The following is a 25,261-nucleotide window of genomic DNA, read 5'->3' as shown; positions in this document are numbered from 1 at the left end:
TAAAAAGGAAATTTAGTTGAACAAAAAATTCGTAAATTTTATAATTAAAAGATATCTCAGGTTTGACAGAAAACATCCTTTTATTTATATAAGTTTTATTCTTGCCTTTTTAGGCATAATGACGGGGGTTGCCACCCTTATGATTGCAATGGGTATTATGAACGGAATGGACAGGGAGTTTGAAAAGAAACTCAAAGTTATGAATTATCCCATCACTGTTTATTCTTCTTTGGTAAATGTGGATGATAGGCTTCTTGCCAAACTTCAAAAAAAATTTCCCGATTTCAAATATTCCCCGTATATCGAAAGTAGCGCCGTCATACAGAAAAATTCCCTAAACGGAGTTATGCTTTACGGTGTTGATTTTAAAAAGGAAGAAAAAGTAAACTACATATTTAAAAATGCAGTAAAAGACATTAAAAAACCGGGACTTTTTGACGTTGTGGTGGGAAGCAGGCTTTTTTCGGATCTCGGCATTGCAAAAGGTGAGAAGGTTGTTATGATTTTTTCTAAGCTCTCCCCTATGGGATTCGGAATATCCCCCGTGCTTAAAAAAGTGAGAATTGCGGGTGTTTTTAACAGCGGACTTATTGCTTATGACAAGGGTATTGCGTATATGAATATAAAAGGGCTTAAACGTATTCTTCATCAAAACTATTATAGCGGGATACATATATGGACTCCGGACCCTTTTAAAAATATAGAAAAGATTAAAAAAGCAGTGCCGCCCGGAGTCGGTGTTATAGGCTGGTGGGAGCAAAACGGCAATTTTTTTGCGGCTCTTAAAATGGAAAAAAGGGCGCTTTTTTTAGTGCTAATGCTTATAATCATAGTTGCCGCTCTTAATATCATAAGCTCCCTTCTTATGATGATAATGAGTAAAAGGAAAGAAATCGCCCTAATGCTCAGCCTCGGGGCGAGTTCGAAAGAGATAAAATCGATCTTTTTAAGACTCGGTACGTTAATCGGGGTTTTGGGAATTACGTTCGGAGCGATGCTCGGAGGTATAGGGATATGGATTTTAAAAACGTTTGACATTATAAAACTTCCCGCCGACGTTTACGGTGTAAGCAGGCTTCCTATGGATCTGAGTTTTGTGGATTTTTCACTTATAATTCTTGGAGCGTTTATTATAGTGATGCTCTCAAGCATTTATCCCGCAGTTAAAGCGAGCAAAACGGACGTACTTGAAACATTAAGGTATGAATAAAATATTTTTATTCTACAGTTTCAATTCTCCGTTTTCGATTGCTTTATTATGCTATAATTTCGTAAAAAAGGACGTTTTATGCAAGGCGCAATGACCGCTCTTATTACTCCGTTTAAAAACGGAAAGGTGGATGAGGAAACGTATGCGAGACTCATTCAAAGACAGATCAATAACGGAATCGACTGGGTAGTTCCTGTCGGAACGACGGGTGAGAGTGCGACTCTTACACACGACGAGCACAAAAGATGCATTGAAATAGCGGTGGAAGTATGCAGGGGAACCGGTACGAAGGTTTTGGCCGGCGCGGGGAGCAATTCCACGCACGAAAGTATAGACTTGGCGAAATTTGCCCAAGCCAAAGGTGCCGATGCTGTTTTAAGCGTTTCGCCGTATTACAACAAACCGACTCAAAAAGGACTTTACGAACATTACAAGGCCCTCGCTGACGCAATAGCTATTCCTGTCGTTTTATATAACGTGCCGGGAAGAACATGCAGCAATATTGAAGTTCAGACGGCCGTAAGGCTGTTTGAGGACGTTGAAAACATTGTTGCAATTAAAGAAGCTACCGGAAAAATAGAAAATGTCGTGGCTCTTTGTGCAAACAGTAACATAAGTGTAATAAGCGGGGATGACGCAATAAACTACCCGATTATGGCAAGCGGCGGAAAAGGGTGTATTTCCGTTACTTCCAACCTGCTTCCTAAAAGAATAGCCGAACTTATACACAGTGCTTTGAAAGGGGATTTCGACACGTCACGCGCAATTAACGAAGATTTGTATGAGCTTAATAAGGTGCTGTTTATAGAAAGCAATCCCATTCCTATTAAATACGCTATGTATGAGGCGGGGCTTATTCCGTCGCTTGAATACAGACTGCCCCTTTGCGAACCGAGTGACGAAAACAAAGCTAAAATCAAAAAAATTTTGAAAAAATATCTGTAAAGGAATATAATGAAAGGTAAAACGTTAGTAATAAGCGGTGCTACAAGAGGTATAGGAAAAGCAATTGCCGAAAGATTTGCAAAAGAGGGCGTCAATGTCGCTTTTACATACAATTCGAACGAGGAAATTGCAAACACTCTCGCAAAAGAGTGGGAAGAAAAATACGGCGTTAAGGCAAAGGCATACAAACTTAACATTTTAGAGCCCGAAACTTATAAAGATCTTTTTAAACTGATCGACGAAGATTTTGACAGAGTAGACTTTTTCATCTCAAACGCAATTATAAGCGGAAGAGCGGTTGTGGGCGGATTCGGTCCTTTTATGAGGTTAAAGCCTAAGGGATTATGCAATATATTCACGGCTACCGTCAACGCTTTTGTGGTTGGTGCGCAGGAGGCGGCAAAAAGAATGCAAAAAGTGGGAGGCGGAAGTATAATTTCGCTCAGCTCCACAGGTAATCTTGTCTATACTCCGAACTATGCGGGACACGGAAGCTCTAAAGCCGCGGTTGAAACCATGGTTAAATACGCTGCGGCGGAGCTCGGGGAATGGGGAATAAGAGTTAACGCCGTAAGCGGAGGTCCGATTGATACGGACGCGTTAAAAGCGTTTCCGAACTATGAAGAAGTAAAAGCGGAAGTTGAAAAAAGAAGTCCTCTTAACAGAATGGGCGTACCTGAGGATTTGGCCGGAATTGCGTATTTCTTATGTACCGACGAGGCAAGCTGGATTACGGGGCAGACGATAGTTGTTGACGGCGGGACAACATTCGGAGGAAAGATTGGTTAATGTCTATTGTTACTGAAGAGGGGATAAAACTGTACAGATATGAAAAATGGAAAAAACGCCTGAAAAACGTACCAAACATTCTGGCGTTTATCAGGGTGTTGATGGCGTTTTTGATGTATCTGTTTTTGGTAAACAGGGATTTTTTTACCGGAATTCATGAAAGCTGGCTTGATTATTTTGCGGCTTTGATATTTGTAATTGCGAGTGTGACTGATTTTTTTGACGGATATATTGCAAGGAATTTCGAAGCAAGCAGCAAACTCGGGGAAATTTTAGATCCCCTTGCGGATAAAATGTTGATTTTGGGAGCTTTTTTGGGGCTTTTGTATCTTCACAGGGCAAATGCGTGGGCTATTTATCTTATATTGGTAAGGGAATTTTTTATAACGGCGCTAAGAATTGCAATGGTTCAGGAGGGATTAAGCGTAAAGGCTTCATTTGCGGGGAAAGTCAAAACGGTTTCACAAATGGGAGCTATCGGTTTTCTTCTTATGAACTGGCCGTGTGCAAACTGTTTATTGTGGATAGCGGTGATTTTGACGCTTTACAGCGGATATGACTACGTAAAAGTATATGTGAAAGCTCAGAGATGATCAGTGCAATTATAATACTTTCTTTTTTGATTTTTTTTCATGAACTCGGACATTTTCTTATGGCGAAACTTGTAGGCGTAAAGGTCGAAGTTTTTTCGATAGGGTTCGGTAAAAAACTGATTTGTAAAAATTTCAGGGGAACAAACTGGTGTTTAAGCGCAGTGCCTCTTGGAGGTTATGTTCAGATGAAAGGGCAGGATGATTCGAACCCTTATCTTAAAAACGACGATCCGGACTCGTACAATTCCAAAACCCCGTGGCAGAGAATTTTAATTCTTTTAGGCGGTCCGGGGTTTAACTTTCTGCTTGCTTTTTTAATTTATCTTTTTATCGCTTTTACAGGCTGGACGAAACTCGCACCCGTAATAGGCAAAACAATACCGAACACCCCTGCGGCGAAAGTGCTCAAACCGGGGGATAAAATCGTAAAAATCAACGGAATTGAAATAAAATCGTGGGATGAAATATCTTCTTTAATTCAAAAATACGATGTTTTACATCTTGTAATTGAAAGAAACAAAAGATATCTGAGTGTAAATTTAAAGCCTAAAATCGAACTTCAAAAAAACATATTCGGTGAGGAAATCAAAAGAAAAATAGTCGGAATCATTCCGAGCGGAGATGTTATAAAAGTGCGGTATGCACCGTTGGAGGCTATGAAAGTCGCATGGGATAAGTTTGTGTTCGATTCCATGCTGATAATTAAAGGCGTACAAAAGCTGGCAACCGGAGCAGTGGGACTTAACACCCTAAGCGGTCCTATAGGGATTGTCGATATTACGGCAAAAGTCGCCGATTACGGATGGCAGCCTCTTTTACTGCTGGCCGCACTTCTTAGCGTAAACTTGGGTGTGCTTAACCTTCTTCCGATTCCGGCGCTTGACGGCGGGCATATTATGTTTAACCTTTACGAAGCGGTTTTTAAAAGGGAAGTCAGCGAAGAGATAATGGTAAAACTAACAATCGGCGGGTGGATAATACTCGGAAGCTTGATGCTAATAGGAATATACAACGATTTACACAGACTCATAGGAGGGTAGTATGAATTTAGATCAGTTAATTCAAAGAGTGGAGGCGGCAAGGCTTAGAAGAAGCGAGCATTTAATTGTTCAAATCGTGGCCGTTACGAAATACACAAAAGATACAGAACCTCTCAGAAAACTTTACGCCGAAGGTCAGAGGGCGTTCGGTGAAAACAGGGTTCAGGATATGGAAGACAAGGTAAACGCGCTAAGTGATCTGCCGATTGAATGGCATTTTATAGGAAACCTTCAGAAAAACAAAATAAATAAACTCTTAAAACTAAATCCTTTTATGATACAGTCAATCAATTCTTATGAGTTGGCGGAGGCTATCAATAAAAGAGCCGACAAACCTCTAAGGTGTCTTTTGGAAATCAACTCGGCAAAAGAGCCTACAAAACACGGCCTTCAGCCAGAACTTGCGGTTGAGACGTATCTGAAAATCAAAGAAAACCTCCCGAATATTAATCTTCAGGGTGTAATGACAATAGGCGCTCATACGGATGAGGAAGAAGAAATCAGAAAAAGTTTCAGGCTCACATACGGTATATTTGAACAACTGAAACCTTACGGAGCTAAAATATGTTCTATGGGTATGAGCGGAGATTTTGAAATTGCGATAGAAGAGGGCAGCAATATGATAAGAGTGGGAAGCGCCCTTCTAAATTCATACCTATGAAAACGACACTTTCGGTAATAATCAGAATAATTATCTGGCTTATACTTATTTTCGGTGGCGTTGCCCTTTCTTTATATTTTGATCTTAAATATTTTAAAAGTTTACTTTTTAATCCTTTTTTTCATCTGATTACGCTTCTTCTTGGTTATTTCATACTCAAACTCGCTTTTCACGCGGCGGCCGTGGGAGGCAGGGAGCTTAAAAGAAAAGGGCGTGAGGGCGACATTCCGAGACTTGAAACGAACAGGCTCGTTACAAGCGGAATATACGAATGCACACGCCATCCGATGCTTTTCGGGCTTATGCTTCTGCCTCTCGGGATTGCGCTTTTTTTGGGACTTCCGAGTTTTATGTTTTTTATTGCACCTCTTGAATCGTTTTTTATATTTGTTATGGTCATTACGCTTGAAGAAAAAGAAGCGTATATGAAATTCGGTGAAGAGTATCTGAAATACAAAGAAAAAACACCCCTGTTTCCGGCAACGAAGGAGTGTTTTAAAAAATTATTTTTTGATTAGTTTTACCGTTACGCTTTTATCGAAATATTTTTTAATATCTTCTATCTTTTCGGGTGTGAGGGAGTTTATTTTTTCTTCGTATTCAAGCAGAGGCGTAATATCGCCTTTTGCAAAATAATCCCCGTATATGCCGCTTACTCCGCCGGAGCTTTCAAGCTGGGTTAAAAAGTCCATTTTGGTTTGGTTTTTAACTTTATTAAGTGCTTTTTTTGTAATTTTGGTATTCAGAAGTGTTTTTTTCAGCTCTTTTTCCACTAGATCCGGACTTACACCCGGATTGCATATCGCAAGCGCCAAAAACACCCCCGGATCGATCAGTTCCATATTGTATGCGTATACTTCGCTGACTAACCCTTTTTTGTTTATCAGTTTCTCACGCAGTACGCCGCTTTTTCCGCCGCTTAGTATTTCGCTGTAAGCACTGAGCGCAAACTGGTCTTCATGTCTGAAATCCGGAATTCTGTAAGCAACGGCTACAATATCCACTTCGGTGTCTCTTTTAATAATTATATGCCTGTCCCCGTCGAGTTTAGGCTCTTTCATATGGACTTTCGGTATTTTTTTGCCGTTTTTTATGTGTGAGAAATATTTTTCCGCAGAACTGAATACATCTTCGGGATTTATATCTCCCGCAACGAGTAAAAACGCGTTTTTAGGCTGGTAAAAAGTTTTATGAAAAGATCTGATGTCTTCAATGCTCCAGTTCAGAATGTCTTCTTTGAAGCCTATAGGAGTCCAGTGGTACGGGTGGTAAAGGTATGTATTGTTAAAAAGCCTGAAATAAAGATACCCTACAGGGTTGTTGTCCGTTCTCCAGAGCCTTTCTTCATATACGACTTTTCTTTCCCTTTGAAACTCATCGTCGTTCAGGTTCAGGTTTTCCATAACTTCGCTGAAAAGCTCGAGTGTTTTATCAAGATACGCGCTTGAAGTTTTGATGTAATAGTGTGTATAGTCAAACCCTGTAGATGCATTGTCCACGCCTCCGAGGCTTTTTACTATTTTGTCAAATTCGCCTTCAGCGAGGTTTCTTGTGGATTTGAAGTTCATATGTTCAAGCATATGCGCGATTCCGCTTTTGCCCATTATTTCATTTCTGCTTCCGACTTTATAGTAGATATTGCTGGTAATTACGTTAGAGCCTCTGTTCATCGGAATGGCAATTACCTCCAAGCTGTTTTTCAGTTTATGGGTATAAAATTTATGAAGCATTTAACGCCTTTTTTTGTGTTATCATATCATAAAAATTTTTAAGGCAGAAGTATGTACGATATTTTGGTAATAGGAGGCGGTGTTTCAGGATTTGTAGCAGCTGTAAACGCTAAGAGGTTTTATCCTTCAAAAAGGGTTGCGCTTATAGAAAAAAAACCTAAAAAACTGATTCCCTGCGGGATTCCGTATATTTTTAACACTTATACGTTAGATGATGATTTAATGCATTTGGAAGATAAATTAAAAAAGTTCGGAGTAGAGCTTGTAACAGGCAAAGTAAGCGGAGTCGATATTTACAGTAAAGTTATTATGTTAAGTGCTGATAAGATTAAAGACGATTCGGATATTCGAAAAAAAAGCTCAGAAGCCGAAAATCAACAACCGCATACCCTGCAGTATGAAAAACTGATAATCGCAACAGGTTCCAAACCTTTCGTACCTCCCATTGAAGGAATTGAAAACGCATATTTCATAAAAAAAGATTATGATTATTTAAAAGAACTTCTTGCAAAATCCAAAAACTCATCGGACATTACGATAATAGGCGGAGGGTTTATCGGACTTGAAGTAGCGGATGAACTAAGTAAAAGCAAAAACGTAACTTTAATAGAGGCTATGGATTCCCTTTTGCCTAACTCTTTTGATAAAGACTTTTCGGACGATGTAAAAAATCTGCTCTCAAAAAAAGTCAAAATAATGCTTAATTCAAAAGTTGTAAAAATAACAAAAAACGAAGTTTACGTAAATACCTGAACGATAAAAAGCGATCTTACTATCATAGCCACGGGGTATAAGCCTAATACCGAAATGTTTAAGGATATACTGCCTCTTAATACGAAAGGGTTTATTCAGGCGGACGATTATTTCAGGGTTACAAAAGACGTTTTTGCAGTAGGCGACTGTGTGGAGCACAAAGAGTTTTTCACATCAAACCCTACACCTTTGATGCTTGCTTCCACAGCTGCGTTTGACGCAAGGGTTGCGGCTGCGAATCTGTATAATTTAAGGATAATCAGGCACAATAAAGACGCGCTAAACATATATTCGACCGTAATTGGCGGCAGAATGTTTGCGGCTGTCGGAATTACAGAAAAAATGGCAAAAGAGCAGGGATTTGACATAGCTGTTGCAAAAACCAGGACGCCTTCGACACATCCTCCGAAGTTTTCCCATTCCACAAAAGTGAATTTAAAACTTATTTTTTCGAAAAAAGATCTTTATCTTTTAGGAGCACAGCTTAGCGGGGGGTTAAATTCTGCAGAGATGATTAATATCTTAAGTCTTGCCATACAAAAAAATGCTACGGCAACCGATTTATATACGATGCAGACAGGCACCCATCCTATTTTGACACCGCCGCCGACTTTTTATCCTATATCGGTGACGGCTGCGGAGGCTTTGAAGGAGAATTAAGATGATTTGTTTTCAAGTTTTTTAGGGATTTCCGTCCCGATTGCTTCACTTATATGGCTGTAACCGTCTTTTTTGAGTAGCTCGATTAAACCTCTGTTTATTTCCCCTATGATTCCGGGACCTTTGTAAATAATTGCCGTATAAACCTGAAGAAGCGAGGCTCCCGCTTTTATTCTTTTGTACGCCTCTTCTGCACCGTCTATTCCGCCGACACTTATAATAGGAACTTTTCCGAACACTTCGGAAGAGACGATTCTTAAAACTTCATAGCTTCTTTTTGCAAGGGGTTTTCCTGAGATTCCACCCCTTTTTATTTCGCTGTTTACGAGGTCGTAATTTACCGTGGTGTTTGTAACTATAATTCCGTCGGCTCCGGCTAAAACCGAATAGTTTGCGAGGTTTATAATAAGCTCGTCCTCCATATCGGGCGAAAATTTTATAAGTACGGGTTTGTCTGTGAGGTTTTTAAGCTCTCCGAACAGATTTGATATAAACTCCGCGTTTAAAAGATCCCTAAGCCCCGGTGTGTTTGGTGAAGAAATGTTGACTACGAAAAAGTCGACGACGTCTTTTAATTCTTTTACGAGTATTTTATAATCATCAATCGCCTTATTTTCGGGCGTCGTTTTGTTTTTACCTATGTTCGCGCCGATCGGCAGAATAAAAGGATAGATATTTTTAAGTCTTTTTTTAATAACTTTCACACCTTCGTTGTTAAATCCGTAAGCGTTTTGTACGGCTTCGTATTTTATATGCCTCCATGCTCTCGGTTTTTCGTTTCCGGGCTGGGGTTTCGGAGTCACCGCCCCGATTTCCCCCCATCCGAATCCGAGCGCGGGCCATCCGTAGACCATTGTGGCGTGTTTGTCAAATCCCGCCGCCACACCTACGGGGTTTTTAAATTCGAGATTCCATATTTTCTGGTTAAGTACCGGATCATCCACAAAATTCGCTTTTACCAGCGGATTGAAAAACAGAGGGCATCTTCTGGCGGTTCGGAATATCATATCCACCATATCGTGGGCGAATTCCGGGTCGGTTTTGTATATAAGAGGTTTAATTAAATTAAAGAAGCTCATAAAAGGCCTTTTTTTGAAATTATATTATTTTTTAATCTTAATCTCAAACGGGACGGAATCTTTTATATGCAGATCCTGCTGAGGAAACGGTATGTTTATTTCGGCTTCGTTTAAAGCGTTGTAAATCATTTTTAAAAACCTGCTTCTTGTACGTCTCGGGCGTCTTGCATATTCTCCCTTAACCCATACGAAAAGCTTGAAATTGAGACTGCTCTCAGCCATTTCCATAAACACCACATATGGCGTTACGTCAAGGGTCGGATGTTTTTTTACAATCGGCAGGCCGGTGTTTTTCAGTTTTTCTAAAATAACCTGTTCCACCTTGTCTATATCACTCCCGTACGCCACCCCGAAAGGCACCCTGAACCTTACTATGTCGTCTCCTGTCCAGTTTATAACGTTGTTTTGAATAAAAGACTGGTTCGGGATTATAAGGTTTATGTTGTCGTTTGTGCGTATTACGGTACTTCTCATTGAAATATCCACCACTTCGCCCCTCGTGTCCTGATCTATCTGAATATAATCGCCCACTTTTATGGTTCTTTCGAACATAAGAATAACACCGCTTACAAAATTGCTGACTACGTTTTGCAGACCGAAACCTATACCCACCGACAAGGCACCGGCAATAATAGCGAGTGAACTTAAGTCAAGCCCTACGACTTTCAGGGCGATTAAAAACGAAAGAGTGACTATTGCGTAGTATCCAATATTTGCAAGCAGTGTGGCGGTTGAATGCGATATGTCATATCTGTGCTTTAGTCTGTAAATGAAATATTTATAATATTTCCCTATAAACCAGCCTATTATTAAAACAAGTATAAAAATTCCGAAATTAAGAGGGGTTATTGTTCTGTTGCCTACTGTAAAAAGCGGATAGTTTATTATATAAAGGATATTTTGAAGAAACATATCAAACTCTTTTTTCGCCCCGTAGACTATTAACTTCGCACCGAAAATTATTTTCTCCATATCAGTGACAATATCGTTTAAAGCCCTGTAAAGATTGCCGTCGATATGTTTTGCGTATAATAAAATATTGTCGTCCGTTTTAAAAGCGTGTTTGTTTTTTGTTCTTAATTCTTCAAACCATATAATAAGCGTGTTATCCAAAAGATGTTTATAAATTTCTTTCTGTTTTTTTAAATTGACGTTTATAAAATTTTGAATGTTTTTTATGTTAGCGGGATTGTTGAGAAGCTGCCATTTTTGAAGATCTATTTTTAATTTTTCTAATTCCGTTTTTTTTCAGTAAGAAGTTTATTCCAGTAAACGGTGTTTTTAACGGCGTTTTGTATGTTGAAATTCACGTTTTTTATTTTTTTTAAAAACGTTTTTTCGAACAGGGAAAAGCTGTTTTCGTAAAAAATCATTTTCTGTCTGTAAATATCGGACAGTTTTTCGTAATAGATTTTTTACAGTTTAAAAGCGAGCTCTTCACTATTTTGCAAAACGGCGATTTTATTATCAAGTTCCTTTATTTCCGAAGGAAGGATGATATACTCTTTTTTCATATCGGCAAGCGTGTAAAAAGCTTTTAACGCTTCGTCGGCGTTTTTTATTTCAGGGTTGAAAGCCGGCGGGATGAATTTTAATTTTTTTATTTTTTCGGCCAAGATCAGATCGAGGGAGTAAGAGGGGGAGTTTTTAGGTACGTTTTTCAAAATTTCGTCGATCTGCGATGCGTAAATGTTTACGATAAGCAAAATGAACAGCAAAATTCTCATTTAACGCCTTTTTTAAACTTAAGTTTTTGAATTTGAAAATTAAGTCCCGCTAAATAACCGCTTATTATTGTTATTATCGCCGTGGGAATAATAACGTTGTAATCATATGTGACTTCCAAAGCCATTACGATGGCCGTAAGAGGCAGTTTCATATTAACCCCCATAAAGGCCGCCGCACCTATCGCCGCAAAATAGAAGGGTTCTATTTTCAGCCCCAGACCCACAAGGGCCTCCCCGTAGCCGTAACCGACAAGCGCACCTATGCTCATAAGGGCTATAAAAATTCCTCCGACTGCGTTGGCGTAAAGCGAAACGGCCGTTGCGGTTATTCTGAGCAGAATAATTATAAATATAAAATAAAGCGGCAGATGAAAATTGTTATTTATCAGTGTGGTTACTATTTCGTGACCGCTGAATGCTGCGTAAGGCGAAATTAAAAGAACGGTTCCTATGCTTCCGCCGCCAATTATCGCAAATACCCGGTTTTTATGCTTAAAGGGAATGCGGGTGTTAAGAAAATTCAGCACACCGTCTTTAAGCCAGAGGTAAAAATAGATAAAAAAGGTAATAACCGGTATGAAAAAAAGACTTGCGAATATGTATCTGTATTCTATAAACTTTCCCATCGAATAATTAAATATCAAAGATTCTAAAAAATGCCAAGACACGCTAAACGCAATAACGCCGGAGAGTATTATGTATCCGATATAATTTTTAATAAACTCATATGCGATGTTTTCTATTGCAAACATTATTCCGGTGACGGGGGAGACGAAAACGGCGGCGATTCCTCCGCTCGCCCCCATGCTTAAAAAAAGTTTCAGGAAATTTTTGGGAATTTTTAAAAAGCCGTGCACCTTCTGTGCTATCATCGCGCCTATTGCGGCAGACGGACCTTCGTTTCCGACTGCAAATCCGCTGGCTATAGAAATTGAAGAGGTGAAAATTTTAAGAAAAAGGTCTTTAAGGGTGAAAATCAGCCTGTTTTCTTCCACCGCTTTTGCAATTTCCAAAACACCGTATTCTTTTACGCTTTCGTTTTTTGAAATTATATAATTCACCAAAAAAATTGACAGTGTGGGTATTAAGTACAGATACCACCATGGAAGGTTCCGGATGTTTTCCATACCCCCGTATAAAAATTTCGTTAAAAATTCTGTGAATAGGGAATATACCGTTACAAAAACACCGCTCAAAACACCTATAATAACGGATGCGGTAATCAGCCTGCCCATAATTCTTTAACTCCTCCCACAAGAAACAAAAACGCTACTGCGCCGATTATAAGTCCCATAAGCCTTGTAACTATTTTAAGCCCGTTCACCCCAAGGATTTTGGATATGTGGCTTGCATTCCTTAAAATAAGGTAAGTAATAAAAGATGCCAAAAAAACGGCGCCTAACAGATATGCTTTTTGCATAAGCGTTTTGCTTTTTTCGCTTAAAACTATTATTGTCGTTATAACCCCCGGACCGAAAAGTATCGGTATCGCTAAAGGAATTATCGCTATATCGTCCCTGTCCATCGCCGCTTGATGCTCTTCTTTTGTCTGGTTCGTCGCAGCCACTTCCTTTCCCTGCACCATCTGGAGAGATGTCAGCAATAAAACGACGCCGCCTATCGCTTTTATCGAAGGAAGGTTTATACCGAAAAGCTTCAGTATGAAACCGCCTGCAATCATAGTTATGACGGATGCGGTAAAAACGGCGAAAGAGGCCTTTTTTGAAACTTCTTTTATTTCGGAATATTTGACAAGGCTTACCATTATGGCCGCCGCCGCAACCGGATTTAAAATGGTAAGAAGCGATATAGTGTCGAATAAAATTTCTTTCATACGTTTCCTTTTTGATAATAATAGCAAAAATTAAAAGAATAATTTTTTATTATTTTTGCTGATGAGGAAAAATGTAAAATATTATAGTAAAATAAAAAATAAAACTATTAAAGGACTGAATTGACTGCAAAATTATGGGGAATTCTGGGGGCTGGTTTTTTAAGCCTTTCTTTTATACCGAATGTATCCGTTCTTTTTACAATAATGGGATTGATTTGTTTAGGTATAGGAATCAGTTTATTAAGTGAAAATAAGCCTTTTAATTACTTTTTGACTGCTTCAATAATCACTTTCATAAGCTCTGTACTTTTTTATTTTAAGATCGTTGCGGTTATGACGAGTGTAATTATAGGTTTGTTTTCAAATAATCCTGTTGTTCCGATCGGTTTAAGTATTTTAGTTTATCTTTTAATATATTATGTTTTACAGATTGCCGGTGCTGTGTATTTTAAAAAAAGCTTTTACGTTTTGGGGGAAGAATATAACAATAAATACTTAAAAACAGGCGGTAACTTTTTGATTGTCGGTGCGGTATTGAGTATGTTTTTTATAGGACTTCTTTTATGGGCAATGGGATGGCTTTTAATTCTTTTGGGATTTTTTACTCTTGAAGAGATTGTTGAAGCTGAAATAATAGAAGAGGGAAAACTGCTGGAAAATTAAACTTTTTCCCATACAGTTCCGTTCGGGGTGTCCTGAATCTGAATACCCATTGAAGTCAGTTCCTCTCTTATTTTATCGGCGAGTTCGAAGTTTTTCTCTTTTTTGGCCTCGCTTCTTTTTTCAATAAGGGAGTTGATTTTGGCTTTGGTTTCTTCATCGATTCCTTCCTGGAAATATTCGTATGCGTCACTTCCGCCGATACCTAAAAGTTCGTCTATAAATTCGATGTTGCTTAAGATTTTCTGTTTTAAGACTTTGTCTTTGGGGTTTTTGTCAAGCGCTTCGTTTGCCTCTTTTACAAATTCGTCCACTACGGCCAGGGCTTTTGATATGTTTAAATCGTCGCTCATAGCCTCAAGCAGTTTACTTTCAAATTCGGGGTCTTTTTGTTTTTTGGTTAACCCGTAAATTCTTTTTTTAAGTCTGTATAATTTATCAAGCCTTTTTTTGCTTGCAATAAGGTCTTCTTCACTGAAATTCAGGGGCGCCCTGTAATGCGTGCCCATAAGGTAAAATCTTAAAACCTCTCCCGGGTAATGTTTTAGCGCGTCTTTAATAAAGAAGCTGTTTCCGAGCGATTTGCTCATTTTTTCGCCGTTAATCTGTACAAATCCGTTATGCATCCAGTGTTTTGCAAGATGTTCACCGTATGCGCAGTAGGTCTGGGCTTCTTCGTTTTCATGGTGGGGGAAAAACAGATCCGCCCCGCCTCCGTGGATGTCTATTTCGTGTTCGCCGCTGTATGCGATATGTTTTTTAATCATGGCGCTGCATTCTATATGCCATCCGGGTCTTCCTTTTCCGAAAGGCGAATCAAAACATACGTCATTCTCACCTTTGCAAGCTTTCCAGAGGGCAAAATCGGCCGGGTTTCTTTTGCCTTCCGTATCAACCCTGTGAACGACCTCATCGTCCTGGCATTTATTGGATAATTTACAATACTGCTCGTCTTTGCTTACATCGAAATAGATATCCCCGTTTGGCAGCTGATAGGCGTATCCTTTATCCAGAAGTTTTTGAATAAGATCAAACATAGCCTCAAGCGATTCGGTGGCTTTCGGTTCGATGTCGGCCCTTTTTACATTAAGAGCGTCCATATCCCTTAAATACGAATCAATGTAATGTTCGGTTATTTCTTTAAGGCTTTTGCCCGTTTGATTCATTTTGTTTATGATTTTGTCATCGATGTCCGTGAAGTTTTTAACAAAAGTTACTTTGTATCCGAGCTTTTCAAGTGTGCGTCTGAGCAGATCAAAACTTATGGAACTTCTCGCATGCCCGAGATGTGCGTCGTCATATACCGTGGGACCGCATACGTATATTCTCGCTTCGCCTTCTTTTATGGGGTTAAATTTTACTTTTTGTTTTAAGTGTGAATCATAGATTGTCATAGGACTCCTTTAAATTATAAAAAGTATCAGTCGTTTAAATACTATTGCCAAAATTATACTTATTAATATAACTAAAATCATATAAAAAATATACTTTTTTTCAAAAAATTTAACAAATTCGCTAAAACCGAATTCTTTAACGGTCAAAAAGAATAAGACGATACCCCCGATACTGCTCGCAAGCGCAAGTCCGTAAACTTTTAGGGGAAATATTAAAGCCACTGAAAAAACTATGTTGACAAAAAGGGACACCGCCGATATTTTAGCCGCTTTGAGATGCTTATGCGTAGCGTACAGATAGCTTGAGAAAAGTTTGTTGAGCCCGTACGGAATAAGGCCTATCATATACATTATCAGAACTGTCGAGGTAAAATTTGTGTCTTTGGCGGTAAACGCACCGTGTTCAAAAAGGAGCTCGACTATTTCCTTACTTGCTGTTACGGCCACAACAGTGGCAATAATTAACAGATAAAAAAGTATCCAAAACACTTTTTTCATACTCACAAACGCTTCTTTTTCTTTTCCTTCGTTTAAGTTTTTTGTAATTTTCGGAAACAGAACCGTTGAAGTCGCTATTGCGAAAAGTGCGAACGGAAGCTGAAAGAGTCTGTTTGCGTAATATAGGTAACTTATACTGCCGCTGATTAAAAACGTGGCGAGCCATGTGTCGATAAATGCGCTTATCTGAGCCGTTGAATTTCCGAATACGGAAGGGAGGAAATGTTTTTTAAACACGGAAATGTCGGCTTTTTTTCTGCTTTTTGCGCCTATATACAGAAGTTTCAGGATTTTGTATTTTTTGGCCGCAATCAGGTGCACGATTACCTGGGCAATCCCGCCGGTTATCACACCGAGGCTCATATACCGTATAATTTGCTCTTTCGGTAAATTCATAGATAAAAGCAGGGCGGTTATAAGCGATATGTTAAGTAGTGCCGTTGAAAATGCGGTGGTTGCGAAATGCTTTTTATACTGCAGTAAACTTGCCAGAAATGTAACTATAAAGATCAGGTCGAGGTACCAGAAGTTAAGCGCAATGAGAGGTGAAGCCGTTTTTTTCGCCTCGTCACTGAATCCTGACGCGAGTATGTCCGTTACTAAATTTGAAAACAGGGTTACAAATAGCGAGAAAATAAGTATAATTATAAATAACTTTTTAAATATGAGCCATGTGAAGCGGGGTTTGTGTTTTGCTTTTGCAAAACTCGGCAGGAAACTCTGTGTAAAGGCGCCTTCGGCAAAAATCCGTCTGAAAAGGTTCGGAAACTTAAAAGCGACGAAAAAAATGTCCGAATATATATTTGCGCCGAGTATCGATGCACTTAACAAATCACGTATGAATCCTAAGATTCTGGAATTGAAAATTCCTAAAAAATTGATTATGATTGATTTAAACATAAGCGTATTTTACCAAAAGGATGAGATTGGGACTGTTTGATTTTTTAAAAAAAGAACAAAAAACGAGTAAAAAAAGTGAAAGAGACGTTTTGCCGCTGGTTATAAGAACCGAAAACGTAAATGAGGCACTTTTGAGAATATCGGCCGATAACAACATTCCCCTTTCTTCTCTGGATTTTGAAATACTTGATTTTAGAACTTTTATAAAAACCGGAAACAGTGAATTCGTTGAGCTTGACGAACGCGGAAAAGAGCTGATTCATATGGAGGATTTTTTAATAAACGACGCAAACGAAATAAAGCAGGTGTATGATATCGAAGTAAAAAAAATGGAATATACGGACGATCTCGAACTTATAGGCGAAATTAAAATAAATAAATTTTTTACAAAAGCCGAATATATATTAAAACCCGAATCCCTTATTGTCTATAAACCGGGCCTGGAGAAAAAAATTAAAAACGAACTTAATAAAAAAAAGATAAGAAATTCCATGTTAATAAAGATTTTCGATGAACAGATGAACAAAGACATAGAAAAGATTGTTGCGAAAATCAGGGTTTTGGGCTCACTTGAGAATGAGGAAAACATTATATTGTGTAAGGGTATAGATCCCGTTGAAAATATTGAAGGAAAAATAATTTTTCATTTTATGAAAAAGAAAGAAAGTATAAAAAACGAGCTTTTGTTTCCGGTCAAAAAAGACGACGTATTAATAGAAATAATAAAACCCCTCCAGGGCAGAAACGGCAGGGACTGCAGGGGAAATATCATAACCGTGCCAAAAGTAAAAGAATTTACCGTTCCTAATATTTCCGTAAATCCGGCGGAAATAAAAAAAGAAGAAAACGAAAGAAGAATTGTTTTTACGGCTTTAAAAGACGGTTATATATATAATGACGGAGGGGTTTACACCATAAAAGACGAAATGGAAATTAAACAGATTAACCTGAAAACGGGGGATGTCCACGGGGCGAAAGAGTCGAACGTTAAACTTGAGGTAAAGGAAAACGACGCCCTTAAAGAAGCGATAGCGGATAATATGATTGTAGAAACGACCGTATTGATTGTAAGGGGAAATGTCGGGAATTCCGCAAAAATCAATGCGAGAGATCTCACTATTGAGGGACAGACGCATAAAAAAGCCGTAATTAATGCTGAAAAGGCGTTTGTAAATATACATAAAGGATATATAGAAGGCAAATATGTCGAAATCAACAGACTCGAGGGAGGAACCGTAAAAGCCAAAAAAGCCGTTATAAAACAGGCTATAGGCGGAAAAGTGGTTGCCGAAGAGATAGAATTTAATATTCTCGGATCTCATACGGAAGCTTACGGGTTAAAAAGCATTATAATTAAAACTTTAAAAGGCAGCGAAAACAGACTGATAATCTCTCCTCTTGAGGTGTTGGGATTAAATGCCGATGCGGATAAACTTGAAAAACGGATCAGAGAAATAAAAAGAAATATAGAAATAAAAACGGAACTGTTTAATAAAAGAAAAAGGGTGGTGATAAAAAACAGGCCTACGGTGGAGAAACTTATGCAGACTTTTATAGACAATAAAAAAAAGGGAATAAAAACGTCCCCCGTTATCTTAAAAAAAATAAAAGAATTCAGTGAATTCAGGGATAAAACCCTTGAACTGAAAAATGAAATATTTTTATTAAAAAAAGATTTGGAAGAGGTTGAAGAAACACTGAAAAATTTTCAGACAGCCGTTTTTAATGCAAAAATAATTTCCCGTTCTCCCTGGACACCTTTTAACAGAATAGAATTCGATATGGCACAGCCTCCGGTAAGACTGACCTATGACACGAAAGGGGATGAGGGGATATGCGGGTTCAAACTTAAAGATTACGGGGAAAGATACAAAATTGTAAAAATAAAGGTAAAAGATGATAGCGGCACTGAAGGGTAAAATATTTGAAAAGGAAAGCGGTAAAATTCTGCTTGATGTAAACGGTGTAATCTACGAGCTGAACGTCAGTATGATTACATTTTCTTCCGTAAATGAAAAAGAGCTTTTTTATATTACGGAAATAATTAAAGAAAACGAATACACTTTATACGGATTTACCGATAAAAATGAAAAAAAGCTTTTTGATTCTTTAATTAAATTAAACGGGGTGGGTCCGAAAGTGGCCCTTGCAATATGTTCCACATATACCCCTCAGACTTTTACGGAAATAATTGCGAATCATGATATTAACGCCCTTAAAAAAATACCCGGGATAGGCCCGAAAAGCGCTAAGAGGATTTTAATGGAAATGGGTGAATTTGAAGTTGTGTTTGAAGAGCAAAATCCGGTATTCAACCAGGCTTTAAGCGCGCTTGAAAGTTTGGGCTTTAATAAAAACGACATTGTTAAAGCGTTAAACGGAATAGAGAGTGATAATCTTGAATAGACGATTAAACTCGCATTAAAAAAACTTGGTAAGGATGTGAAATGACATTTGCTTTAATATTCGGCGGTAACAGTTTTGAACATGAGATATCCATAGTAAGTGCTATTACTTTAAAAGAAAAAATCAAAAAACATAATCTTTCGTTTATATATATCGACCAGTTCAGAAATATGTATTTAATTGAAAAAAAGAATATGAAAAGCAGATATTTTGCGAGCGGGGAATATAAAAATTCGCAAAAAATCGAATTTGTAAAAAACGGCTTTAAATATGTTAAAGGGCTCTTAAAGAAAGAATATTATGTTAACTTTGATGTGGCAATCAACCTGATTCACGGCAAAGACGGGGAAGACGGAAAACTGCCGGGATTACTCGAGTTTTATTCGATAAATGCAATAACACCCAATATGGAAGCAAGTGTTATAAGTTACAATAAAGTTCTGACTAAAATGTATGCCAAAGAAACAGGCATAGATATAGTAGAATATGAAATCATAACCGAAGCAAAAACAAAATTTGATTTTCCGGTTATTGTAAAGCCGGCAAGGCTCGGCAGCAGTATAGGTGTGAGTGTTGCAAGAAACAGGGATGAATTTGATTACGCTTTTGATGTGGCGAGGGAATTTGACGATTTGATAATTGTAGAACCCTTTATTGAAGGGATAGAAGAATACAACCTTGCCGGATTTTGCTCAAAAGAAGGGTTTGTATTCAGTAAAATAGAAAAAGTTGAGAAAAAAGAGTTTTTGGATTTTGAAAAAAAATATATGGATTTCAGCAGGAAAGAGACAAAATTTCCTGAAATTGAAGAGGATTTGAAAACAAAACTTCAAAATTCGTTTAAAAAAATATACGGAAATATGTTTAAAAACGCGCTTATAAGATGCGATTTTTTTGTAAAAGACGGGGTAGTGTATTTGAACGAAATAAATCCCGTCCCGGGCAGCCTTGCGAATTATCTTTTTGACGATTTTGATCAGATTCTTCAAAAACTTGCCGGAAGTGTTGAAAATGAAAAACTCATACCTGTAAATTTCGAATATATCAACAAAATTCAGATGGCCAAGGGGAAATAAAATGACTTACAGATTTATAATAAGTGGGAAAGTTCAAGGGGTTTGGTATAGAAAATTTGTAAGTGAGAATGCGAAAAAGGCAGGTTTTAAGGGTTATGTAAGAAATTTGCCTGATACAAGAGTTGAAGCAGTTGCCGAAATAGAAAATGAAGAAAAACTTAAAGAATTTTTAGAAATTTTAAAAAAAGGTTCGCCATACAGCGATGTAAAAAATATAGATTTTAAACAAATAGAAGATATGAAATTTGATGATTTTGAAATAAGGTATTAATATGTTTGATTTTATTGTCAATTTTATTACCGCATATGTTTTAGGGTTTTATATTATAACCGTATTGCAGTGGTATAATTACAGAATTAATAGGATACTTTTTCATTTGCACAAGCCCCTTTGGCATATTCTGTATTTTGTAGTTCCAGTTGTAACATATATTGCGGCATATAGATTTTTTTGGATTTATCTGTTTTTCGGGCTTACTCCTTCTCTGTTTTTATGGGTGAAAAGAATAAAGGGTCTGGTTGTAACTGACAGGGTAAAAAGGTTTTTTGTTTATGTGGGGCTTTTTGAAACGCTTAATCTTCTATTGTTAAATAAATATCATTATAATCCGGGAATAGGAGTTTTATTAGTAATAATTGCAGCCGTTTTGGCATCTGAAATAACGGAATATATTTTATTTGTTAAATACAAAAACCTCGCCAAAAACAGACTTAAAAAGATCAGTCCCAAAATTGTAGCTATTACCGCCAGTTATGGAAAAACATCCATAAAAAACTTTTTATATCAGTTGTTGAAAGATAATTTTAAAGTTTACAAAACCCCTAGAAGCGTCAATACATTAAAAGGTATAGTTAAAGATATAAATGTAGATTTACCGGAAAATATTGAAATTTACATTGCAGAAGCCGGCGCGAGAGAGAAGGGTGATATTCTAGAAATTGTGGAATTTTTAGAAAATGAATATTCGATTCTCGGAGAAATCGGTCCTCAGCATATCGAATATTTTAAAACACTCGAAAACATCAAAAACACAAAACTTGAAATATTTAAAACGCCTAAACTTAAAAAAGGTTTTTCCTACGAAGTCCCTTATAATGAAAAAGTAGAAGTTATTAAAGACAGAATTAAAAACGTTAAAGCTTCACTTGAGGGGATAAAATGGGAAATTGAAATAGAGAATAAAACATATCCATTTGAATGTAAACTTTTGGGCGGTTTTAATGCCGTAAATGTAACACTTGCGGTTTTTCAGGCGTTGGAATTTGGACTTAGTATTGAAGATTTGCAGCAAAAAGTGCTAAAATTGGAATCAATCCCTCACAGACTTCAAAAAATTGAAGTAGGAGGCAAAATAATAATTGATGATAGTTTTAACGGCAATCTTGAAGGAATGATTGCCTCTTATGACCTGATAAAAGAGTATCAGGGCAGGAAAATACTGGTAACGCCAGGAATTGTTGAAGCAACGGACGAACAAAATATAAAACTTGCAAAAAAAATTGACGAAGTATTTGATTTGGTTATTCTAACAGGTAATTTAAATAAAAAAATATTGTGCCAAAATATAATTAATACGGATAAAATTGTATTAAATAACAAAAAAGACCTGGAAAAAGTTCTGGCGGAAAATACAAAAGCGGGCGATTTGATTCTGTTTAGCAATGATGCACCGGAATACCTGTAAGGAGAAAAAATGGATAATTTTATGAATGCCTTTTTTAATCTGACAATGCCACTTAGCGAGCATATAGATTATACGATAATTGCGACGTCAGTAATTGTATTGCTGCTCTCTTTTATACCCAAAACCGATTTGATTGTTGAGAAAATAACCAAGTTTTTTATGATTTTGGCGGTTGTTTCACTTATTGTTTTAACTCTGATAGTCAGTTACGACGTAATCGTCAGAAAGCTTTTTCACGGGGGAAGTATTGCATTGCAGGAACTTGAATGGCATCTTTTTGATTTAACGTTTTTATTTACAATAGCTTATACTTTAAGTCACGACAAACATGTAAGGGTTGATGTTTTTTATGACAGGTTTTCAGTAAAAACAAAAGCCGTTATTCAGATAATTACTATTCTTTTTTTCGTTATTCCGCTTGCCACTTTAATTGTTGCCGAAGCGATACCTTTTATTCAAATGAGTTATTCTATGAACGAACAATCAGGCGATCCGGGAGGACTTTGTTGCAGATGGATTATAAAAAGTGCGATGATGTTCGGGTTTTTTGTTGTTCTTTTGCAGTCTATATCAGAACTTAAAAAAGCATATTATAAATTAAAACACTCAAAAGGTAATAAATGACTGGGATAATTTTATTTATTGTTGCGTTTATATTATTAATGGTTGGAATTCCGGTTGCATTTGCTTTTGGTGCAAGTGCTATTTTTGCTGCTTTAATAGATCCGAATCTAGGGCTTGATGTATTTGGACTTCTACCTTACAGGGTTTATGGAATTATGCAAAACTTTACGCTGATGGCCGTTCCGCTGTTCATATTTATGGGATTTATACTTGAAAAAAGTAAAATCGCAGAAAATATGCTTGAATCTATAGGAGAGCTTTTCGGACCTGTAAGAGGCGGTTTAGCAATTGCTATAGTGATAGTCGGTGCCATTTTGGCGGCGTCTACCGGAATAGTGGGGGCAAGTGTCGTTATGATGACGATAATTTCACTGCCGATTATGCTTAAACATGGCTATTCCCCGAGACTAGCCGGTGGTGTAATTGCTGCAAGCGGAACGCTCGGGCAGCTTATTCCTCCGAGCATCGTTTTAATTATTTTGGGTGCGGTAATGAATATCAGTGTGGGGGATCTGTTTAAAGCCGCTATAATTCCGGGATTGATTATAGTAGGGCTTTATATTGTTTATATTTTAATAGTGGCTTTTTTAAAGCCTGAAGTCGCGCCGGCTATTAAAACCGACAAACCATATTCTAAAATACTTTTTCAAGCCTTAAAATCGCTTGTTGCTCCTTTTATACTTATTGCTATTGTTCTTGGAAGTATTTTTGCAGGATTTGCTACACCTACCGAATCAGCCGCAATAGGTGCGCTCGGTTCAATTATACTTACGTTTTTTTACAGAACGTTTAATATAGAGCTTTTAAGATATGCTACCGTTGAAACGGTAAAAATAACTGCTATGATATTTATGATTTTAATCGGTGCTACGGCATTTTCACTTGTATTTAACGAATCAGGGGCAGGGGATATTGTTACTACTTTTTTTACTGATTCTATTTCAAATCAGTATGCGTTTATTGCTATTACAATGGTTTTGATTTTTATATTGGGATTCTTTATTGATTTTATTGAAATTACGTTTATCGTAATTCCTATTTTGCTTCCGATTGTTCAGGAATTTGGAATAGATCCTTTATGGTTTGCGCTGTTAATAGCCATAAACCTTCAAACTTCATTTTTAACACCGCCTTTTGGTTTTAGTCTGTTTTATTTAAAAGGTGCCGCCGGTGATAAGATACATACAAAAGATCTGTATCTTGGTATTATTCCGTTTATTTTAATACAGATATTAACACTTTTAATAGTTGTTTTTATGCCGAAACTTGTTTATATTTTAGTTAACTGATGGTTTATATAGGAACTAGCGGGTATTTTTACAAAAACTGGGTAGGGGACTTTTACCCTTCTACACTTAAAACGTATCAGTTTTTTGAATATTATGCAAAGCATTTTAACTCTTTGGAACTAAACTCCACATTTTACAGGTTTCCTAAAGTAACTACAATTAAATCATGGAAATACAAACTTAAGCATTTTGAAAACTTTAAAATTTCAATCAAAGCAAACAGAAACATTACTCATAAGTCCAGATTAAAAGATTCGGATGAATTGAAAAATTTTTTGTCTGTAATAAAAAATCTGGATATTTATCTTGGTGCGGTTTTATTTCAGCTTCCCCCATCTTTGAAATATGACATAGGACTTCTTATAAATTTTACACGTGCACTTGATGATGATTTAAAATATGCGATAGAGTTTAGAAACAGCTCATGGTATAGACTTGAAACATACACGCACCTTAAAGATAAAAACATTGCAGTAGTTTGGCACGATTACAATCAGGAAATCGATTTTACACAGACAGCAGATTTTATTTATGTAAGACTGCACGGCACACAAGGAAAATATAAAGGAAACTATAGCGATGAATTTTTGCTTAAACTCAAAAACAAGATAAAAGAGAATGAAAGTTATATTTATTTTAACAATACGGATGACAACAGCGCATTTAAAGACGCATTAAGACTAAAAGCCGTATTTGAATATAAAATTTAGAGAATATACATTATGTTAACTAAATATAAAATAAATAGATACCGCTTTGAGTATCTATTTATTTTATTATATATTCAGTTAGACATAAGGTATATGATAGAAAAGCTTCTTCACTTTCAGGTATTTAAACATTTTTGTATATTTAGTTAAACATAGATTAAAAATTCACTTCAAACAAATTCATTTTAAAAACTTTAACTAACCATAACAACTTCAATAACTTAAATTTATTTTAGAAAAGTTTATTTAGCAAGTCCTTGTTCTCTTCAAGGTATTTGTCAATAAGTTTTCTTAACTCTTTACTTGAATCCGAATGCTTAAGTTTTGAAATTTTTTTAAAAGCTACCCATTTTGATTTTTCAACTTTAAAATTTGCGTTTTTCATTTCAATCATTATTATCCCTTTAACAAACCATTATCTTTTCATTATATTTTATATTAGTGATATTTTATTTAATTTTTGGCTTTTTTGCTATACTTTCACCAAAAAAAGGCAATAAATGAACGAAAAAGAAATATTTGATAGAGCAAATAACAAATGTGAACTTTGTGAGAGTAAAGATAACCTTTCAGTTTATGAAGTATTTAAAAGTGATGACAATGACGGATACGCCCTGCTTTGCGAAAATTGTTTGAATCAGATAGAATCTCAAAACTATGACGAAAACCATTTCAACTGTTTAAACAATGCAATGTGGAGCGAAGTTCCGGCCGTTAAAATTTTAAGCTATAAAATATGGCAGGCCCTTGGTAGAAGCGATATGACTGATATGATGTATCTTACTGATGAAGAAATGGCAATTGCAAACAAAACGGAAGAATTTGTAAAAGATTCAAACGGAAATATTCTTAAAGCTGGCGATAGCGTTAGTGTGATAAAAGACCTTGAAGTAAAAGGTGCAGGTAAAACGATCAAAAGAGGAACGGTTGTTAAAAACATAAGAATGTGTGACGTTGAAGGTCACGTATCATGCAGGGTTGACGGTATCGGTCAGGTT

28 protein-coding genes and 1 pseudogene are annotated in these 25,261 nt (G+C 36.9%); 19 read left to right on the top strand and 10 right to left on the bottom strand.

Going from position 1 to position 25,261, the window contains the following annotated elements; translation table 11 throughout:
- The first annotated feature begins 16 nt into the window (after window positions 1-16).
- The 7 genes from ACXJIE_RS04950 (at window position 17) to ACXJIE_RS04920 (ending at window position 5,756) form a co-directional block, all read left to right on the top strand.
- Window positions 17-1,210, top strand: coding sequence for an FtsX-like permease family protein (locus ACXJIE_RS04950; RefSeq protein ID WP_456479867.1), 1,194 nt, complete (start codon window positions 17-19; stop codon window positions 1,208-1,210).
- A gap of 78 nt (window positions 1,211-1,288) precedes the next feature.
- Complete coding sequence (gene dapA, locus ACXJIE_RS04945) at window positions 1,289-2,155, top strand: 4-hydroxy-tetrahydrodipicolinate synthase (RefSeq protein ID WP_456479866.1); 867 nt, start codon at window positions 1,289-1,291, stop codon at window positions 2,153-2,155.
- A gap of 9 nt (window positions 2,156-2,164) precedes the next feature.
- Window positions 2,165-2,944, top strand: coding sequence for an enoyl-ACP reductase (locus tag ACXJIE_RS04940; protein ID WP_456479865.1), 780 nt, complete (start codon window positions 2,165-2,167; stop codon window positions 2,942-2,944).
- Window positions 2,944-3,537 (top strand): CDP-diacylglycerol--glycerol-3-phosphate 3-phosphatidyltransferase, encoded by a 594-nt coding sequence (gene pgsA / locus ACXJIE_RS04935; protein ID WP_456479864.1) that lies wholly within the window; start codon window positions 2,944-2,946, stop codon window positions 3,535-3,537. The genes ACXJIE_RS04940 and pgsA overlap by 1 nt, the downstream gene beginning before the upstream one ends.
- On the top strand, window positions 3,534-4,577 hold the full coding sequence (gene rseP / locus ACXJIE_RS04930; protein WP_456479863.1) for an RIP metalloprotease RseP: 1,044 nt from the start codon (window positions 3,534-3,536) through the stop codon (window positions 4,575-4,577). Before pgsA ends, rseP begins: the two co-directional genes overlap by 4 nt.
- Before the next feature lies 1 nt (window position 4,578).
- Window positions 4,579-5,238: a YggS family pyridoxal phosphate-dependent enzyme gene (locus ACXJIE_RS04925; RefSeq protein ID WP_456479862.1), complete on the top strand. Its 660-nt coding sequence runs from the start codon at window positions 4,579-4,581 to the stop codon at window positions 5,236-5,238.
- Window positions 5,235-5,756, top strand: a complete 522-nt coding sequence (locus ACXJIE_RS04920; protein ID WP_456479861.1) for a methyltransferase family protein — start codon at window positions 5,235-5,237, stop codon at window positions 5,754-5,756. The genes ACXJIE_RS04925 and ACXJIE_RS04920 overlap by 4 nt, the downstream gene beginning before the upstream one ends.
- Here the strand turns inward: ACXJIE_RS04920 and ACXJIE_RS04915 are convergent.
- Window positions 5,742-6,968, bottom strand: a complete 1,227-nt coding sequence (locus ACXJIE_RS04915; RefSeq protein WP_456479860.1) for a M16 family metallopeptidase — start codon at window positions 6,966-6,968, stop codon at window positions 5,742-5,744. The genes ACXJIE_RS04920 and ACXJIE_RS04915 overlap by 15 nt on opposite strands.
- 51 nt (window positions 6,969-7,019) lie before the next feature.
- Here ACXJIE_RS04915 and ACXJIE_RS04910 point away from each other — a divergent pair.
- Together ACXJIE_RS04910 and ACXJIE_RS04905 are read left to right on the top strand one after the other, a co-directional pair.
- Window positions 7,020-7,919, top strand: a pseudogene (locus tag ACXJIE_RS04910) (NAD(P)/FAD-dependent oxidoreductase); the annotation flags it as partial.
- Window positions 7,914-8,381, top strand: coding sequence for an oxidoreductase dimerization domain-containing protein (locus ACXJIE_RS04905; RefSeq protein ID WP_456479868.1), 468 nt, complete (start codon window positions 7,914-7,916; stop codon window positions 8,379-8,381). The pseudogene ACXJIE_RS04910 and the gene ACXJIE_RS04905, both read left to right, overlap by 6 nt.
- Here the strand turns inward: ACXJIE_RS04905 and pyrD are convergent.
- The 6 genes from pyrD to ACXJIE_RS04875 all read right to left on the bottom strand — a co-directional run bounded on the left by pyrD (window position 8,378) and on the right by ACXJIE_RS04875 (window position 13,021).
- A complete protein-coding gene (gene pyrD / locus ACXJIE_RS04900) occupies window positions 8,378-9,460 on the bottom strand; it encodes a dihydroorotate dehydrogenase (quinone) (protein WP_456479859.1) in 1,083 nt (360 codons plus the stop codon). The genes ACXJIE_RS04905 and pyrD overlap by 4 nt on opposite strands.
- Window positions 9,461-9,484: 24 nt before the next feature.
- Window positions 9,485-10,573 carry a mechanosensitive ion channel family protein gene (locus tag ACXJIE_RS04895; RefSeq protein ID WP_456479858.1) on the bottom strand — a complete coding sequence of 363 codons (1,089 nt, stop codon included), beginning with the start codon at window positions 10,571-10,573 and terminating at the stop codon, window positions 9,485-9,487.
- 119 nt (window positions 10,574-10,692) lie between these two features.
- Entirely contained in the window at window positions 10,693-10,833 is a 141-nt protein-coding gene (locus ACXJIE_RS04890; RefSeq protein WP_456479857.1) for a hypothetical protein, read from the bottom strand.
- Between the two features lie 42 nt (window positions 10,834-10,875).
- Window positions 10,876-11,187 (bottom strand): hypothetical protein, encoded by a 312-nt coding sequence (locus tag ACXJIE_RS04885; protein WP_456479856.1) that lies wholly within the window; start codon window positions 11,185-11,187, stop codon window positions 10,876-10,878.
- Window positions 11,184-12,422: a chloride channel protein gene (locus ACXJIE_RS04880; RefSeq protein ID WP_456479855.1), complete on the bottom strand. Its 1,239-nt coding sequence runs from the start codon at window positions 12,420-12,422 to the stop codon at window positions 11,184-11,186. The genes ACXJIE_RS04885 and ACXJIE_RS04880 overlap by 4 nt, the downstream gene beginning before the upstream one ends.
- Entirely contained in the window at window positions 12,410-13,021 is a 612-nt protein-coding gene (locus ACXJIE_RS04875; RefSeq protein ID WP_456479854.1) for a MarC family protein, read from the bottom strand. Before ACXJIE_RS04875 ends, ACXJIE_RS04880 begins: the two co-directional genes overlap by 13 nt.
- 120 nt (window positions 13,022-13,141) lie before the next feature.
- On the opposite strand from ACXJIE_RS04875, the gene ACXJIE_RS04870 reads away from it, so the two are divergent.
- Entirely contained in the window at window positions 13,142-13,684 is a 543-nt protein-coding gene (locus ACXJIE_RS04870) for a DUF996 domain-containing protein (protein ID WP_456479853.1), read from the top strand.
- Here the strand turns inward: ACXJIE_RS04870 and cysS are convergent.
- On the bottom strand, window positions 13,681-15,075 hold the full coding sequence (gene cysS, locus ACXJIE_RS04865; RefSeq protein WP_456479852.1) for a cysteine--tRNA ligase: 1,395 nt from the start codon (window positions 15,073-15,075) through the stop codon (window positions 13,681-13,683). The genes ACXJIE_RS04870 and cysS overlap by 4 nt on opposite strands.
- A 9-nt stretch (window positions 15,076-15,084) precedes the next feature.
- Complete coding sequence (murJ, locus tag ACXJIE_RS04860) at window positions 15,085-16,473, bottom strand: murein biosynthesis integral membrane protein MurJ (protein ID WP_456479851.1); 1,389 nt, start codon at window positions 16,471-16,473, stop codon at window positions 15,085-15,087.
- Window positions 16,474-16,499: 26 nt separating this feature from the next.
- Between murJ and ACXJIE_RS04855 the strand changes: the two genes are divergently transcribed.
- From ACXJIE_RS04855 to ACXJIE_RS04820, 8 genes are read left to right on the top strand one after another with little or no spacing between them, the layout of a single operon-like run.
- The gene (locus ACXJIE_RS04855) at window positions 16,500-18,392 is read left to right on the top strand and encodes a flagellar assembly protein A (RefSeq protein WP_456479850.1); all 1,893 of its coding nucleotides are present in this window, start codon (window positions 16,500-16,502) and stop codon (window positions 18,390-18,392) included.
- Complete coding sequence (ruvA, locus tag ACXJIE_RS04850) at window positions 18,370-18,879, top strand: Holliday junction branch migration protein RuvA (RefSeq protein ID WP_456479849.1); 510 nt, start codon at window positions 18,370-18,372, stop codon at window positions 18,877-18,879. The genes ACXJIE_RS04855 and ruvA overlap by 23 nt, the downstream gene beginning before the upstream one ends.
- A 41-nt stretch (window positions 18,880-18,920) precedes the next feature.
- Complete coding sequence (locus tag ACXJIE_RS04845; protein ID WP_456479848.1) at window positions 18,921-19,955, top strand: D-alanine--D-alanine ligase; 1,035 nt, start codon at window positions 18,921-18,923, stop codon at window positions 19,953-19,955.
- 1 nt (window position 19,956) lies between these two features.
- Window positions 19,957-20,226, top strand: a complete 270-nt coding sequence (locus ACXJIE_RS04840) for an acylphosphatase (RefSeq protein ID WP_456479847.1) — start codon at window positions 19,957-19,959, stop codon at window positions 20,224-20,226.
- Between the two features lies 1 nt (window position 20,227).
- Window positions 20,228-21,640, top strand: a complete 1,413-nt coding sequence (locus ACXJIE_RS04835) for a Mur ligase family protein (RefSeq protein ID WP_456479846.1) — start codon at window positions 20,228-20,230, stop codon at window positions 21,638-21,640.
- A 9-nt stretch (window positions 21,641-21,649) separates the two neighbouring features.
- On the top strand, window positions 21,650-22,264 hold the full coding sequence (locus ACXJIE_RS04830) for a TRAP transporter small permease subunit (protein ID WP_456479845.1): 615 nt from the start codon (window positions 21,650-21,652) through the stop codon (window positions 22,262-22,264).
- On the top strand, window positions 22,261-23,553 hold the full coding sequence (locus tag ACXJIE_RS04825; protein ID WP_456479844.1) for a TRAP transporter large permease: 1,293 nt from the start codon (window positions 22,261-22,263) through the stop codon (window positions 23,551-23,553). Before ACXJIE_RS04830 ends, ACXJIE_RS04825 begins: the two co-directional genes overlap by 4 nt.
- Window positions 23,553-24,263, top strand: coding sequence for a DUF72 domain-containing protein (locus ACXJIE_RS04820; protein ID WP_456479843.1), 711 nt, complete (start codon window positions 23,553-23,555; stop codon window positions 24,261-24,263). Before ACXJIE_RS04825 ends, ACXJIE_RS04820 begins: the two co-directional genes overlap by 1 nt.
- Before the next feature lie 232 nt (window positions 24,264-24,495).
- Here the strand turns inward: ACXJIE_RS04820 and ACXJIE_RS04815 are convergent, their stop codons facing one another.
- Window positions 24,496-24,657: a hypothetical protein gene (locus ACXJIE_RS04815; RefSeq protein WP_456479842.1), complete on the bottom strand. Its 162-nt coding sequence runs from the start codon at window positions 24,655-24,657 to the stop codon at window positions 24,496-24,498.
- A gap of 106 nt (window positions 24,658-24,763) precedes the next feature.
- Between ACXJIE_RS04815 and ACXJIE_RS04810 the strand changes: the two genes are divergently transcribed.
- Window positions 24,764-25,261 (top strand): PhnA domain-containing protein (locus ACXJIE_RS04810; RefSeq protein ID WP_456479841.1); only part of this gene is annotated, 498 nt, incomplete at its 3' end.

It is taken from the genome of Nautilia sp., from assembly GCF_053994455.1.
Note: the sequence above shows the minus strand (reverse complement) of the source record. Positions and strands in the feature narration are given on the sequence as shown.